Here is a 14,361-nt window from a genome sequence, read left to right as displayed (position 1 = left end):
GCCGTTACGCGAGGCCGGCGCCGTTGAGGTGGGTGAAGGCGGCGGTGATGCGGGGACGGTCGTAGCCGGCGGGGCCGGTGACGCCGGTGGAGAGGAGGGCGTGGAGGAGGAGGCGGGCCTTGGGCGGATCCAGGGGGCCGGCGGGGATGAGACCGCGGTGCAGGACGTCGTACTCGGAGCCGGGCCCGCGGTAGGTGTGGGTGAGGGTGGCGCCGGCGCCGGTGCGGGAGGCGAGGACGACCGGGATGCGGGCGGCCAGCTCGGCCAGGGGCTCGACCAGGCGGTCGGGGACGTGTCCGGCGCCGAAGGCGGCGACGACGAGGCCGTCGAAGCGGGAGTCGACGGCTTCGAGGAGTTCGCCGCGGTCGCCGAGGGAGAGGGTGACCAGGGCGACCCGTACCGCCGGGTCGAACCGCAGGGGGCAGATCGCGGAGGGGGTGGCGGGGCGCAGCAGGATCCTGGGCTCGCCCTCGACGACCGAGCCGATCGGGCCGGCGCCCGGGGAGGCGAAGGTGGCCACGGAGGTGGTGTGGGTCTTGCGGACGTGCCGGGCCGCGTGGATCTCGTCGGCGAGGACGACCAGGACGCCGAGGTCGCGGCAGCGGGGGTCCGCGGCGACGGTGAGGGCGGCCGCCAGGTTGGCGGGGCCGTCGGCTCCCGGCAGGTCGGGGCGGCGCATGGCACCGGTGACGACGATCGGCCGGTCCGTCGGGCAGAGCAGGTCGAGCAGGAACGCGGTCTCCTCCAGGGTGTCGGTGCCCTGGACCACGACGACGCCGGAGCCCGCGGCCACCGTCTCGCGTACCTCCCGCGCGAGCGCGGCGAGGTCCTCGAAGGTCAGGGAGGAGCTGGGCAGTCGGCGGAAGTCCCGCAGCTCGACCTCCACGCCGGGGACGCCGAGGCCCGCCACCACCTCCGCCCCCGTCATACGCGTGGTGTCGCCGCCGCGTGCGGAGATCGTTCCTCCGAGCGTGAAGAGGGTGACGCGGCCCATCAGCGTGCTCCGTCCGTGACCGTTCCGTCCGTGCCGGCTCCGTCCGTACGGTCCGCGCCCGTGACGTCCGCGTTCGCCGCGGGTGCGGCCGTGCCGTCCGGGTCCGTTCCGTCCGCGATCGTCTCGTGGTGGCGGATGACCTCCGCGATGATGAAGTTCAGGAGCTTCTCCGCGAACGCCGGGTCCAGTTTCGCGCTCCCGGCGAGTTCCCGCAGCCGGGCGATCTGGCGGGCCTCCCGCGCCGGGTCGGCCGGCGGCAGCTGGTGCTTCGCCTTGAGGACGCCGACATGCTGCGTGCATTTGAAGCGCTCGGCGAGCATGTGCACGACCGCCGCGTCGATGTTGTCGATGCTCTCGCGCAGCCGGGTCAGTTCCGCCTGTACGGACTCGTCGATGTCGCTCATGAGCAGCGAGCTTAGACGGAGCGGGTGGCGATGGTCGGAGGGTGTTCGGGATCCGGGATCCGGTTGCTCCAGCCGCCCGGCACGGTCCTGGCCTGCTGTTCGCGGAAGCGGATCGGGGCGGTGCCGACCCTGCGGGTGAACAGCCGGGAGAAGTAGGCCGGGTCGTCGTAGCCGACCCGGCGGGCGACCGCCGCCACGGGCAGTTCGGTGGCGGCGAGGAGCTCCTTGGCGCGGCCGAGCCGGATGGAGAGCAGGTAGTCCTTGGGGCTGCAGCCGGCCGCGCGCCGTACGGCGGTGCGCAGCTCGGCCGGGGTCATGCCGTGCCGGGCGGCGTGCTCGGCGACGGAGAGGGGCTGGAAGGCGTCGCGGGCGAGGGCGGTCAGGACGGGGTCGCCGTCGGCGTTGGTGTCGGCGCGGGCGCGGCGCAGGGCGACGAGGAGTTCGTGGACGGCGGCGCCGGTCTCGACCTCCAGGAGCGGGTTGCCGCGCCGTGCGGCGCGGGCGATCCGGCCGATGGCGGCGCGCGGTCCCGCGGCGTCGGAGAGCGGGACGACCGGCCGGTCGGGCTCGATGTAGCCGAGTTCGGTGTAGGTGGCGGTGGCGGGGCCGCCGAAGTCGACGAAGCTCTCGTCCCAGCCGGTGCCGGGGTCGGCGGAGTAGTGGTGCGGTATGCCGGGGGTGAGCCAGATGAGGGCGGGTGCGGTGACGGTGGTCCGTCGCCCGTCGGGGCCGCGGTACCAGCCGCTGCCGGCGCTGACGACGACGGCCACATGGTGGTCGAGGGTGCGCGGGCCGACGGTGGGCAGGGTGCCGTGTTGCAGTCCGACGCCGAGACAGACGAGCCCGAGGCGGTGGTGGACCGGGCTGGGCGTGAAGTAGCGCATCCAGGTGTGGTACATCGGCTCTGGCTCCCTTACGTCCAAACAGCGACGATCTTTGTCCATGGACCGGTCCGCCGCCAGAGGGCGAGGGTGAGTCCATGAGCACGTTCGCTGTGGGTGACGAGGACTTCCTCCTGGACGGGCGGCCGGTGCGGCTGCTGTCGGGGGCGCTGCACTACTTCCGGGTGCACGAGGAGCAGTGGGGCCACCGCCTGGAGATGCTCCGTGCGATGGGGCTGAACTGTGTGGAGACGTACGTCCCCTGGAATCTGTACGAGCCGGAGCCGGGCCGGTACGGGGACGTGGGCGCGCTCGGCCGGTTCCTGGACGCGGTGGAGCGGGCCGGGATGTGGGCGATCGTGCGGCCGGGGCCGTACATCTGCGCCGAGTGGGAGAACGGCGGGCTGCCGCACTGGCTCACGGGCCGGCTCGGGCGCCGGGCGCGGACGGACGACGCGGAGTACATGGAGCATGTGGAGCGCTGGTTCCGTGCGCTGCTGCCGCAGGTCGTGGCGCGGCAGATCGACCGCGGCGGTCCGGTGATCATGGTCCAGGTGGAGAACGAGTACGGCAGTTTCGGCTCCGACCAGGGGTATCTGCGCCGGGTCGCGGATCTGCTGCTGGACTGCGGGGTGGGGGTGCCGCTCTTCACCTCGGACGGTCCGGAGGACCACATGCTGACGGGCGGCTCCGTGCCGGGGGTCCTGGCCACGGCGAACTTCGGCTCGGGGGCGCGGGAGGCGTTCGCGGCCCTGCGGCGGCACCGGCCGTCGGGGCCGCTGATGTGCATGGAGTTCTGGTGCGGCTGGTTCGATCACTGGGGCACGGAGCGTTCGGTACGGGACGCGGAGGACGCGGCGGCGACGCTGCGGGAGATCCTGGAGTGCGGGGCCTCGGTCAACCTGTACATGGCGCACGGCGGGACGAACTTCGCCGGCTGGGCGGGGGCGAACCGGGACGGTGCGCTGCACGAGGGTGAATTGCGGCCGACGGTGACCTCGTACGACTACGGCGCGCCGGTGGACGAGGCGGGGCTGCCGACGGAGAAGTACTGGCGCTTCCGGGAGGTTCTCGCGGCGTTCGCGGACGGTCCGCTGCCGGAGGTGCCGGGGCCGCCTCGGCGGATCGCCGCTCCGGCGGCCGGGACGCCGGCCGAGTGGGCTCCGCTCGGGGAGGTCCTGGAGGCGCTGGGCGACGAGGAGGTGGTGGCGCCGGTGCCGCCGACCTTCGAGGAGCTGGGCGTGGACCGGGGGGTGGTGCGCTACCGGGTGGAGATTCCCGGGCCCCGGCAGCCGTACCCGCTGTCGGTGAGCGGGCTGCGGGACCGCGCGACGGTGTTGGTGGACGGCGTCCGGGCCGGCGTGCTGACGACGGAGGACGCGGTGCTGCCGGAGCCGGTGGCGGGACCCGCGGTGGTCGAGCTGTGGGTGGAGTCGCTGGGCCGGGTCAACTACGGGCCGCGCCAGGGTGAGATGAAGGGCGTCACGGGCGGGGTGCGGCACGAGCGGCAGTACGTGCACGGGGTACGGGCGCGGGGGCTGCGGCTCGACGCGTTCGAGGCGGGGGCCGTGCGGAAGGTGCCGTTCCGTCCGGTGTCCGGGGACGGGGCACGACCGGGTCTGTACCGGGCGGCCGTGGAGGTCGCGGGGCCGGGTGACGCGGCGCTGTCCCTGCCGGGTGCGGGCCGCGGCTTCGTGTGGGTCAACGGGTTCTGTCTGGGGCGGTACTGGGACGTGGGCCCGCAGGACGCGCTCTTCGTGCCGGGACCGGTGCTGCGCGAGGGCGGCAACGAGGTGTGGGTCCTGGAGCTGGAGGGCGGCGCGGCGCGGGTGGTCCTCGCCTAGGTCATGTGGGCCGGGCCGGATCGGTGAGCGGCGTGCCGGTGCGTGCGATCGCGAGGCGGAGGAAGGAGTCCACGCGGAGCGTCGACGACCGACGAACGCAGCGAGCGTGCGGGCCAGGCGTCGCGAACCCGGCGAGTTCCACAGGACACCCTCCAGCCGTGGGGCGCGCGGCGCGTGTACGGGGGCGGGCCCCACCCCCGTACACGCACTACCTACGCGTCACGGGGTCACAGCGTCGCGGCGGCGGACTTGATCGCGGAGGCGAACGTCGAGACCTCGGTGTAGACGCCGGGGTAGCCGGGCCGTGCGCAGCCCTCGCCCCAGCTCACGATGCCGACCTGGATCCAGGCACCGGCGTTGTCCCGGCGGAACATCGGGCCGCCGGAGTCGCCCTGGCAGGTGTCGACCCCGCCCTCGTTGTAGCCAGCGCAGATCTCCTCGGAGGGGACGAGGGAGCTGCCGTACGCCGCCTGGCACGAGGCGTCGGAGACGAACGGCACGGTCGCCTTGCGCAGGTACCGCTGCTGCGCACCGCCCTCGCGGGTGGCGCCCCAGCCGGCGACGGTGAAGGTGCCGCTGTTGTACGCGGTCGTCTCGGCGATCTTGAGGGTGGGCAGCGAGTTGATCGGCGAGGCGAGCTTGATCAGGGCCCAGTCCTTGCCCGTGCCGTTGTAGCCGGGGGCCTGGAGGACCTTGGTGGACCTGACCTTGATGGCGCTGCCGCTCTGCAGGTCCACGACTCCGGCGGTGGCCGTGATGCTGGTGTTGTTGCCGGAACCGTTCACGCAGTGGGCGGCGGTGAGGACGATCTGCGGGGTCAGCAGGGAGCCGCCGCAGCCCATGGAGAGCCTGACCATCCAGGGGAACTCGCCCTGTGCGGCGCGGGTCCCGCCCACGACGGGGGTGGGCGCGGCGGAGGCGGTGGAGGGCTGGAGGCTGACCGCGGCGAGGACGACGGCGCCGGCCGCGGCGATTCTCTGCAGCGCGCGGACCAATCGGTTCTTCTTCAAGTGTCTGCCTTTCATGGGGGGTTGAGCCTTGATGGCATGCGCCCGTCAAAGCTTGGAGGGGATTATGGACAAGGGTTCGCGGGGGCCACAAGCACACGTTTTCGGCCAGCGCTTCGCCCGCCCCAGCGTCCTCGTAGAGTGGAGATAAGGGGGTGACGACGTGCCGAACGGCGGCGGAAACGGCGAAGTCGTGCACGGGTTCCCGCACCTCGACGCGGTCCGGGCCTCGATCACCGCGCTGTACCGGAGACTCTCCGCGGACGGGGTACGGCGGTACGCCACGAGCGTGGCGGCGGCGGACGTGGCCTTCGGCGACGAGGACGACCTCCACCTCGGGGCGCAGCGGGTGGCCGGGGCGCTCGTGCGCCAGCTGCGGCTGCCCGAGGCGCGGATGATCGTCAGCTTCCGCCGGATGGAGCACGCGGCGAGCGTCGAACTGGCGGCCGGTCCGGAGTACTTCGTCGAGCTGAACGACCGCTTCCGTAGCCACCGGAGGGACGTGGGGGCGGCACTGGCCCACGAGATCACTCACGTCCTGCTGCACCGGCTGGACCTCGGCTTCCCCGGCACCCGGGACAACGAGATCCTCACCGACGTGGTGACGACCTATCTCGGGGCGGGATGGCTGCTGCTCGACGCGTTCCGGGAGGACGCGCTGTCCCACCAGAAGCTGGGATATCTGACGCCGGAGGAGTTCGGGTACGTGCTGGCGAAACGGGCCGCGGCGTTCGGGGAGGACCCTTCGCCCTGGTTCACCAGCCCGCAGGCGTACGAGGCGTGGAGCCGGGGCCGGGAGGAGGCGGCGCGGGACGGGCGCCGGCCTCCGCTGGCGGGGGCTGGATGGGCGGCGCGGCACCGGTACGCGAAGGAGCGCCGCTACGGGCGGGCTGCGGCGGGAGTGTCGTACGCCTTCGAGGACGGCGGGCCCGCGACCAGGGTCTCCTTCCCGTGCCCGGTGTGCTGGCAGCGGCTGCGGGTGCCGGCCGGGGGGCGCGGGGGGCGGGTGCGGGTGCGGTGCCGGGTGTGCGAGTCGGTGCTGGAGTGCGACGCGTAGGGCAGCGCGTGAGGCGGGTGAGGCGCGTCAGGCCGGTGAGAGTGCGTCACCCCGGTGAGGCGCGTGAGGCGCGTAACCATTTGCGTCGTACGTGCCTTTCGGGTGAAAGTCGCTGGATGAGCACGCTGTTCGACGCCATTCTCGACGGGGACGAAGACGCCGTCGTCCGCGCCCTCCGGGCCGGGGAGTCCCCCGAGGCCGACACCGACGGGGAGACCGCGCTGTACCGGGCCGCCCTCGCGAACGAGGCCGGGATCGTCCGCCTCCTGCTGGCCGCCGGGGCCGATCCCGCACGGGGCAGCGGCGAGGGGGCCGGCGACCTTCCGCTGTGCGGGGCGGCGTGCGGCGGACACACCGAGGTGGTGCGGGCGCTGCTCGCCGCGGGGGCCCGGGCCGGCCAGGAGGAGGCGTACGGCTTCACGGCACTGGACTGGGCGGTACGGCTCGGGCACGCGGAGACGGTACGGATCCTGCTGGAGCACGGGGCGGACCCCGGGCGCCCGGGCAGCGACGGGTTGCCGCCCCTGGTCGCGGCGGCCCGACGCGGCTCGGCCGCGAGCGTGCGGGCACTGCTCGACCACGGCGCGGGCCACCTGGAGGACGCCCTGCGTGAGGCGCGGCGCTGGATCGGCGTGGATGTCGCGGGCGCGCTGCTGCGGGGGCTGCTGGAGACGCACGGCGCCGAACCGTACGAGGCGGTCGTCCGCCGCGTCGCCGAGGACGGCGGGGTGACCGTCGTGGTCGAGCTGCTGCGCGAGGACGGCGCGCCCGGCAGCGGCAACGAGCAGCAGACCGGTCACGCCGCCATCGCCACGCTGCTGGAGAGCGCGCTCGGCGTCCGGGTGTCCTGCGAGGAACTCGCCGGGCGGGCCCTGCGCTGCGGCGACCCCGGCCAGGACGACTGGACGGAGGCGGTCTCGGCCCTGGCCGCGCGCGGTGACGAGGAGACCTTCGCGGCGGCCCTCGCCTGGTGCGAGGCGGGCGAGGACGCCCTGCGCCGAGCCCTCGGCGCGGACGTCCTGGGCCGTCTGCCGGCCTTGGCGCCGAGGTCACTGCCGACGTTGCGCCGTCTGGCGCGGGAGTTCGCTCCGGGGGACGGGGAGGGGACAGGGCGGGCGCTCGCGCCGGACGGCGGTGGCGGCTCGGGGCAGGAGATCACGTCCGGCGCAGGGGCCGGGTCGGGGCGGGAGCCCGCGTCGGGCGACGGCCAGACGGCGGGGCGGGAGATCGCGTCCGGCGACAGCCACACGGCCGGGCGGGAGATCACGTCCGGCGACAGCCACACGGCCGGGCGGGAGATCACGTCCGACGACGGCCACACGGCCGGGCGGGAGATCACGTCCGGCGACAGCCACACGGCCGGGCGGGAGATCGCGTCCGGCGACAGCCACACGGCCGGGCGGGAGACCACGTCCGACGACGGCCACACGGCCGGGCGGGAGACCACGTCCGGCGACGGCCACACGGCCGGGCGGGAGCCCGCGCTTGCCGTCGTCACGGCGTTGGGGCAGATCGGGGATCCGGCGGCCCTGGACGAGGTGGTGGCGTTCGCCGGGCACGAGGACGCGGAGGTGCGGCGGGCGGTCGGCTGCGCGCTCACGGGGATGGTGCCGGCCGGGCATCCGAGCGCCGCCGCCGCGCTGATCCGGCTGAGCCGGGACCACGACTCCGGTGTGCGGGACTGGGCGACCCTGGCCCTCGCGGAGATCCCCGAGGACACCCCCGTACTCCGAGACGCGCTCGTGGCGCGGCTCGGCGACCCCGACCCGGACGCGGTGGCCGAGGCGGCGCGCGGCCTGGCCATCCGTCAGGATCGACGTGCCGTCGAGGCGCTGGCCGCGATCCTCGCGGACGGCGACCCGGAGGGCACCGCCCGCGAGACGGCCCTGGCCGCCGTCGAGTACGTCCGGGACCCACGGATCAGGACCCGCCTGGAGTGGACGGCTCCCCGATGCCGCTGACCCGGACGCACGGCCGGCGAAACCTGGCCGCGCGCCTCAGCAGTCGTGGTCGACGAGGTCGAACGAGGCGTAGTGGTCGGCGGTGTAGTAGTCCTCCTCGTACGACGAGCCGGTCACGATGCGCCGGGCGCCGCGCGTCGTCGCACCCGGCGTCTTGACCGTGTACTCGTGGTAGTAGCCCGTCGAGTGGGCCGGGAGTATGCCTTCGCGGTTCTGGAAGACACTGCCGTCCTGGCGGTACGGATACGGGCCGCCCGCGTCGATCAGGCGGAGGGTGTCGTGGGCCTGGGAGGGCAGGTCGGAGTAACAGATCTCGCCGACGGCGGCGACGCCCGACAGCGTGGCCGACAGGCCGGCCGGCGGTGACGCCGGGGCGGCCGTGGCCGGGGCTCCGAGGACGAGGGTGGAGAGGAGGGCGGCGGCGCCGCCGATGACGGTGAGGCGTGGGGGGATTCGCATGGGCAGCATGATGACGCGCGTAGACCCACCGTCGACAGTCCAACTCCGCTCAATTTTCCGGATGTTAACTTCTTCTGCCCGTTGTGGGGGCGGCGTGTGCGCCCGCCCACCGCCCCCAGCGGCGCAGGCCCTACGTCCCGTACACCGCCCCCGGCTCCTCCGCCTCGGCCAGGAGCCTCGACGCCGCCTCCCCCGCCTCCGCCGGAGTCCAGCGCCCGCCCTTGTCCGCCGTCGGGCCGGGCCGCCAGCCCTCCATGACCGTGATGCGGCCGCCCTCCGCCTCGAAGACGCGGCCGGTCACCCCCGCCGAGGCCGCCGAGCCCAGCCAGACCACCAGCGGGGAGACGTCCTCCGGTACGCCCTCCAGGCCCGCGAAGACCTGCTCGGTCATCCGGGTCCTGGCCGCCGGCGCGATCGCGTTGACCTGGACCCCGTACCGGCCCGTCTCGGCCGCCGCGACCAGGGTGAGTCCCACGATTCCGGCCTTGGCCGCCGCGTAATTCCCCTGCCCCATGCTGCCCAACAGGCCTGCTCCCGAAGTGGTGTTGACGATCCGCGCCGACACCTCGCGCCCCGCCTTGGCCTCCGCGCGCCAGTGGGCGACCGCGTGACGCAGCGGGAGGAAGTGGCCCTTCAGGTGCACCCTCATGACCGCGTCCCAGTCGTCCTCGTCGAGGTTGACGAGCATCCGGTCACGCAGGAAGCCGGCGTTGTTGACCAGGGTGTCGAGTCGGCCGTACGTGTCGAGCGCGGTGGCGATCAGCGAGGCCGCGCCCTCTCCCGTCGCGATGTCGCCGCCGTGAGCCACGGCCTCGCCGCCCGCCGCGCGGATCTCCTCCACGACCCGTCCGGCCGGTGACTCCCCGGAGGCGGCTCCGTCGAGCCCCACTCCCAGGTCGTTGACGACGACCCGCGCGCCTTCGGCCGCGAAGGCGAGCGCGTAGGCCCGGCCCAGCCCTCGCCCGCCGCCCGTCACGATCACGACGCGCCCTTCGCACAGACCCATGTCAGCTCTCCTTGTTGACGGTTGCGGCGTCCAGAAAGGCCGGGCGTTCCCCGCCCCCGTGCAGGAGCAGCGACGCCCCCGTGACGTACGCCGCCCGGTCGGAAGCGAGGAAGACCGCCGCCTCCCCCACCTCGGAAGGCTCGGCGAGCCGGCCGAGCGGGACGGTGGCGCCGACGGCGGCGATCCCGGCCTCGTCGCCGTAGTGGAGACGGGACAGCTCGGTGCGGACCATGCCGAGGACGAGGGTGTTCACACGGACGTGAGGAGCCCACTCCACGGCCATGGACCGGGCCAGGTTCTCCAGGCCGGCCTTCGCGGCGCCGTAGGCGGCCGTGCCCGGCGAGGGGCGGGTTCCGCTGACGCTGCCGATCATGACGATCGAGCCGCGCGCGGCGCGCAGCCGCTCGTAGGCGGCGAGGGAGACCGTCAGCGGAGCCGTCAGGTTGAGGGCGACGACCCGGGCGTGACGCTCCGCCTCACCCTCCCCCAGCAGGCGGTACGGCGTTCCGCCGGCGTTGTTGACGAGCACGTCGAGCCGTCCGTGCGTCGCGTCGAGTCCGGTGAGGAACGCCTCGACGGCGTGCGGGTCACGCAGGTCGAGCGGAACGAACTCGGCCGCGCTTCCGCCCTCTTCGACCGGTGCGTCGGGTGGCCTGCGCGCGCAGACGACCACCCGCGCCCCGGCCCGCAGGAGGGCCCGGGCGATGCCCGCGCCGACCCCTCGCGTGCCGCCGGTGACGACGGCGACCCTCCCGTCCAGCTCCATCGGCTGCTACCTTTCCTCATCAAGCAGTCACCTAACAAACGTTTGGTGGAAAGGTAGCTGATCCGCTCATGGGTGTCTCCACCTCCCGGCCGGACAAGGGCATCGCTCTTGTCACCGTCGACTTCCCGCCCGTCAACGCCCTCCCCGTCCAGGGCTGGTACGACCTCGCCGACGCCGTCCGCGCGGCCGGCCGCGACCGGGAGAACCGCTGCGTGGTGCTGACCGCCGAGGGCCGCGGCTTCAACGCGGGCGTCGACCTCAAGGAGATGCAGCGCGAGCACGACTCCGTCACGCGCACCGGGACCGACACGGACACGGGCACCGGCACCGGCACGGACACAGCCACGCGTACCGGCACCGGCCACACCGCCCTCATCGGCGCCAACCACGGCTGTGCGGAGGCGTTCGCGGCGGTGTACGAGTGCGAGGTGCCGGTCGTCGCGGCCGTCGGCGGCTTCTGCCTGGGCGGCGGGATCGGACTCGTCGGGAACGCCGACGCGATCGTGGCCGCCGAGGACGCCACCTTCGGGCTGCCGGAGCTGGACCGGGGCGCGCTCGGCGCGGCCACCCACCTCGCCCGGCTGGTCCCGCAGCACCTGATGCGCGCGCTGTACTACACCTCCCGCACGGTCACCGCCGCCGAACTGCACGCCCACGGCTCGGTCTGGCGGGTCGTCCCGCGCGCCGGACTCCTCGACGCGGCGCTCGAACTGGCCCGGGAGATCGCCCGCAAGGACGGGTCCCTGATCCGGCTCGCCAAGGCGGCCATCAACGGGATCGACCCGGTGGACGTGCGCCGCAGCTACCGCTTCGAGCAGGGCTTCACCTTCGAGGCCAGTCTCAGCGGTGTCGCCGACCGGGTCCGCGCCGGCTTCGGAAAGGAGCGACCGGCATGAGCGACAAGACGATGACGCCCGAGGAGGTGGTGGGTCGGCTGCGCAGCGGGATGACGATCGGCATCGGCGGCTGGGGCTCGCGCCGTAAGCCGATGGCGCTGGTGAGAGCGCTGCTCCGGTCCGAAATCACCGATCTCACCGTGATCTCCTACGGCGGCCCGGACGTCGGCCTGCTCGCCGCCGCCGGACGCATCCGCCGGCTCGTCGCCGCCTTCACCACCCTGGACTCCATCCCCCTCGAACCGCACTTCCGGGCCGCCCGTGAGCGCGGTGCCTTCGCGATGACGGAACTCGACGAGGCGATGTTCATGTGGGGCCTGCACGCCGCCGCCAACCGACTGCCGTTCCTCCCGGTCAGGGCCGGGCTCGGTTCGGACGTGATGACGGTCAACCCGGAGCTGCGGACGGTCCGGTCGCCGTACGCGGACGACGAGGGCGGGTACGAGGAGTTCGTCGCCGTCCCCGCCCTGCGCATGGAGGCGGCCCTCGTCCACGTCAACCGTGCCGACCGGCTCGGCAACGGCCAGTACCTCGGTCCCGACCCGTACTTCGACGACCTGTTCTGCGAGGCCGCCGACACCGCGTACGTCTCCTGCGAACGGCTCGTCGACGGCTTCGGGAGCGACACCGTCCCGCAGACCCTTCTCATCGGGCGGCACTGCGTCACCGGCGTCGTGGAGACCCCGAACGGCGCCCACTTCACCTCCTGCGTACCCGACCGCGACCGTGACGAGCCCTTCCAGAGGATGTACGCGACGACGCCCTGGTCCGTGTTCGCGGAGCGGTTCCTGTCCGGCAGGAGCGAGGACGACTACCAGCGGGCCGTTCAGGCCTGGCACGAGGAGCAGCGATGACAGGAGCAGCGGCGCAAGGAGCAGCGGCGCAAGCGGCGACGCTGATCAGTCGCTCGGAGTACTGCGTCGTGGCCTGCGCCGAGGCGTGGCGCGACAACGGCGAGATCCTCGCCGCCGCCATGGCCCCGGTCTCCTCCTTCGGCGCCCGGCTCGCCAAGCGCTCCTTCGCCCCCGAGCTGCTGCTCACCGACGGCGAGGCGATGCTGGTCGGCCTCGACGGAGAGGTCGAGGGCTGGCTGCCGTACCGGCGCCACCTCACCATGGTCACCGGCGGCAAGCGGCACGTCATGATGGGCGCGAGCCAGATCGACCGTTACGGCAACCAGAACATCTCCTGCGTCGGCGACTGGTCGAGGCCCGCCCGCCAGCTCCTGGGCGTCCGCGGGGCGCCGGTCAACACCCTCAACAATCCGGTGAGTTACTGGATCCCCCGGCACTCGCCCCGGGTCTTCGTCGAACGCGTCGACATGGTCAGCGGCGTCGGCCACGACCGCGCGGCCGCCGCCGGCGCCACCCGCTTCCACCGTATCCCCCGGGTCGTCTCCGACCTCGGCGTCTTCGACTTCGAGACGCCCGACCGCTCGATGCGGCTCGCCTCCCTCCACCCGGGCGTCACCGTGGACCGGGTCAGGCAGGCCACCGGCTTCGACCTGGTGATCGGCGACGACGTCCCGTACACGCGCGAACCGACCGCCGAGGAGCTGCGGCTCATCCGGATGGTCATCGACCCGGACGGGCTGCGCGACCGCGAGGTCACGGCGTCATGAGGACGGCTCTCACGGAGCTGACCGGCGTCCGGTACCCGATCGTCCAGACCGGCATGGGGTGGGTCGCCGGCCCGCGGCTGGTCTCGGCGTCGGCCGAGGCGGGCGCGCTCGGCATCCTCGCCTCGGCCACGATGAGCGTCGAGGAACTGCGGGCCGCGGTCCGCGAGACGAAGAGCCGTACGGACCGGCCCTTCGGGGTGAACCTGCGCGCGGACGCGGGCGACGCCCGCGAACGGGCGCGGATCATCGTCGACGAGGGGGTGCGGGTCGCCTCCTTCGCCCTCGCCCCCTCGCGGGAGCTGATCGCGGAGCTCAAGAACGCGGGGGTGATCGTGATCCCGTCGATCGGAGCGCGGCGGCACGCCGAGAAGGTCGCGGCCTGGGGCGCGGACGCGGTGATCGTGCAGGGCGGGGAGGGCGGCGGGCACACGGGCGAGGTGGCCACCACGGTACTGCTGCCGCAGGTGGTCGACGCCGTGGGCATCCCGGTGATCGCGGCCGGCGGTTTCCACGACGGGCGCGGTCTGGTCGCCGCGCTCTCGTACGGCGCCGCGGGCATCGCCATGGGCACCCGTTTCCTCCTCACCTCCGACTCGACCGTCCCCGACGCGGTCAAGGCGCGCTATCTGGCGGCCTCGGTCAAGGACGTCACCGTCACCACGGCCGTCGACGGACTGCCCCACCGGATGCTCCGTACGGAGATGGTCGCCGCCCTCGAACGGGCCGGCCGCGTACGGGCGTTGGCACAGGCGGTACGCCGGGCGGCCGGTTTCCGGAGGCTCTCGGGCCTGTCGTGGTCACGGATGATCCGCGACGGGCTCGCGATGAAGCACGGCAAGGACCTGTCGTGGAGCCAGGTCCTGCTCGCCGCGAACACCCCCATGCTCCTCAAGGCCTCCATGGTCGAGGGCCGCACCGACCTCGGCGTCATGGCCTCCGGACAGGTGGCGGGTCTGATCGAGGACCTCCCGAGCTGCGAGGAACTCGTCCGCCGCGTCATGTCCGAGGCCTCGCAGGCGCTCCGCACCCTGCCACCACCTGGGTGAACCCTCATCCCCCGCAAGGGAGTCCCCGGCCACGGCCCTTTCGAGAGACGTGTCGAGAAGCGCACTGCTGAGCGCGGCGACCGCCACCACTCCGGCGACCGACGTCACCACCGCCGCCGGGCCGCGTCCGGGCACGGTCGTGGACCTCCGTATCCCGCTGGAGGTCCAGTACGACGGAACGGACCTTCTCCCGACTCGGCCGGCCCCCGATCTCCCGTCCCGTCACCGACAACGGCCTGCTCGGCCGACTTCTGGAGGCGACCGGCTCCCGCGACCCGGTCCGCTGGTAGGAGATGCTCGGCTGTGGCGGCGTTCAGGACAGCGCCTGCACCGAAGTCCGTGCCGGCTACGGCAGCCTCTACGCCTACCCGACGAAGGGGCCTGACCCTGGCGCCGCACGACCTGCTCAGGTTCCACGA

General features: G+C 73.5%; 14 protein-coding genes. 7 read left to right on the top strand and 7 right to left on the bottom strand.

Features of this window, described 5'->3' with window-relative positions; all coding sequences use genetic code 11:
* Positions 1-4 precede the first annotated feature (4 nt).
* Genes IE136_RS02235 through IE136_RS02225 form a run of 3 tightly spaced genes read right to left on the bottom strand, consistent with a single transcriptional unit; the run spans position 5 to position 2,297 of the window.
* On the bottom strand, positions 5-994 hold the full coding sequence (locus tag IE136_RS02235) for an asparaginase (RefSeq protein ID WP_158986330.1): 990 nt from the start codon (positions 992-994) through the stop codon (positions 5-7).
* Positions 994-1,398 (bottom strand): chorismate mutase, encoded by a 405-nt coding sequence (locus tag IE136_RS02230; protein WP_229818594.1) that lies wholly within the window; start codon positions 1,396-1,398, stop codon positions 994-996. Before IE136_RS02230 ends, IE136_RS02235 begins: the two co-directional genes overlap by 1 nt.
* Positions 1,399-1,409: 11 nt before the next feature.
* Complete coding sequence (locus IE136_RS02225; RefSeq protein ID WP_158986332.1) at positions 1,410-2,297, bottom strand: helix-turn-helix domain-containing protein; 888 nt, start codon at positions 2,295-2,297, stop codon at positions 1,410-1,412.
* A gap of 80 nt (positions 2,298-2,377) precedes the next feature.
* On the opposite strand from IE136_RS02225, the gene IE136_RS02220 reads away from it, so the two are divergent.
* Positions 2,378-4,123 (top strand): glycoside hydrolase family 35 protein, encoded by a 1,746-nt coding sequence (locus IE136_RS02220; RefSeq protein WP_158986334.1) that lies wholly within the window; start codon positions 2,378-2,380, stop codon positions 4,121-4,123.
* A 227-nt stretch (positions 4,124-4,350) separates the two neighbouring features.
* On the opposite strand, the gene IE136_RS02215 is transcribed toward IE136_RS02220, so the two are convergent.
* Positions 4,351-5,148: a S1 family peptidase gene (locus IE136_RS02215; protein ID WP_189599247.1), complete on the bottom strand. Its 798-nt coding sequence runs from the start codon at positions 5,146-5,148 to the stop codon at positions 4,351-4,353.
* 145 nt (positions 5,149-5,293) lie between these two features.
* On the opposite strand from IE136_RS02215, the gene IE136_RS02210 reads away from it, so the two are divergent.
* Complete coding sequence (locus IE136_RS02210) at positions 5,294-6,187, top strand: hypothetical protein (protein ID WP_189599246.1); 894 nt, start codon at positions 5,294-5,296, stop codon at positions 6,185-6,187.
* 116 nt (positions 6,188-6,303) lie between these two features.
* Positions 6,304-8,148, top strand: coding sequence for an ankyrin repeat domain-containing protein (locus tag IE136_RS02205; RefSeq protein WP_189599245.1), 1,845 nt, complete (start codon positions 6,304-6,306; stop codon positions 8,146-8,148).
* 36 nt (positions 8,149-8,184) lie between these two features.
* Here the strand turns inward: IE136_RS02205 and IE136_RS02200 are convergent, their stop codons facing one another.
* The 3 genes from IE136_RS02200 to IE136_RS02190 all read right to left on the bottom strand — a co-directional run bounded on the left by IE136_RS02200 (position 8,185) and on the right by IE136_RS02190 (position 10,379).
* On the bottom strand, positions 8,185-8,607 hold the full coding sequence (locus IE136_RS02200) for a guanyl-specific ribonuclease (protein WP_158986342.1): 423 nt from the start codon (positions 8,605-8,607) through the stop codon (positions 8,185-8,187).
* A 130-nt stretch (positions 8,608-8,737) separates the two neighbouring features.
* On the bottom strand, positions 8,738-9,613 hold the full coding sequence (locus IE136_RS02195; RefSeq protein ID WP_158986344.1) for an SDR family oxidoreductase: 876 nt from the start codon (positions 9,611-9,613) through the stop codon (positions 8,738-8,740).
* Between the two features lies 1 nt (position 9,614).
* Positions 9,615-10,379, bottom strand: a complete 765-nt coding sequence (locus IE136_RS02190) for an SDR family oxidoreductase (protein WP_158986346.1) — start codon at positions 10,377-10,379, stop codon at positions 9,615-9,617.
* A gap of 68 nt (positions 10,380-10,447) precedes the next feature.
* On the opposite strand from IE136_RS02190, the gene IE136_RS02185 reads away from it, so the two are divergent.
* Genes IE136_RS02185 through IE136_RS02170 form a run of 4 tightly spaced genes read left to right on the top strand, consistent with a single transcriptional unit; the run spans position 10,448 to position 13,942 of the window.
* Positions 10,448-11,275 carry an enoyl-CoA hydratase family protein gene (locus IE136_RS02185; protein ID WP_189599244.1) on the top strand — a complete coding sequence of 276 codons (828 nt, stop codon included), beginning with the start codon at positions 10,448-10,450 and terminating at the stop codon, positions 11,273-11,275.
* The gene (locus tag IE136_RS02180) at positions 11,272-12,129 is read left to right on the top strand and encodes a CoA transferase subunit A (RefSeq protein WP_158986350.1); all 858 of its coding nucleotides are present in this window, start codon (positions 11,272-11,274) and stop codon (positions 12,127-12,129) included. The genes IE136_RS02185 and IE136_RS02180 overlap by 4 nt, the downstream gene beginning before the upstream one ends.
* Positions 12,126-12,896 (top strand): CoA-transferase subunit beta, encoded by a 771-nt coding sequence (locus tag IE136_RS02175; protein ID WP_189599243.1) that lies wholly within the window; start codon positions 12,126-12,128, stop codon positions 12,894-12,896. The genes IE136_RS02180 and IE136_RS02175 overlap by 4 nt, the downstream gene beginning before the upstream one ends.
* Positions 12,893-13,942: an NAD(P)H-dependent flavin oxidoreductase gene (locus IE136_RS02170; RefSeq protein ID WP_189599242.1), complete on the top strand. Its 1,050-nt coding sequence runs from the start codon at positions 12,893-12,895 to the stop codon at positions 13,940-13,942. The genes IE136_RS02175 and IE136_RS02170 overlap by 4 nt, the downstream gene beginning before the upstream one ends.
* Positions 13,943-14,361 lie beyond the last annotated feature (419 nt).

This window comes from Streptomyces lateritius (genome assembly GCF_014649715.1).
Lineage (GTDB): Bacteria > Actinomycetota > Actinomycetes > Streptomycetales > Streptomycetaceae > Streptomyces > Streptomyces lateritius.
This window is presented reverse-complemented; position numbering and strand designations above follow the sequence as displayed.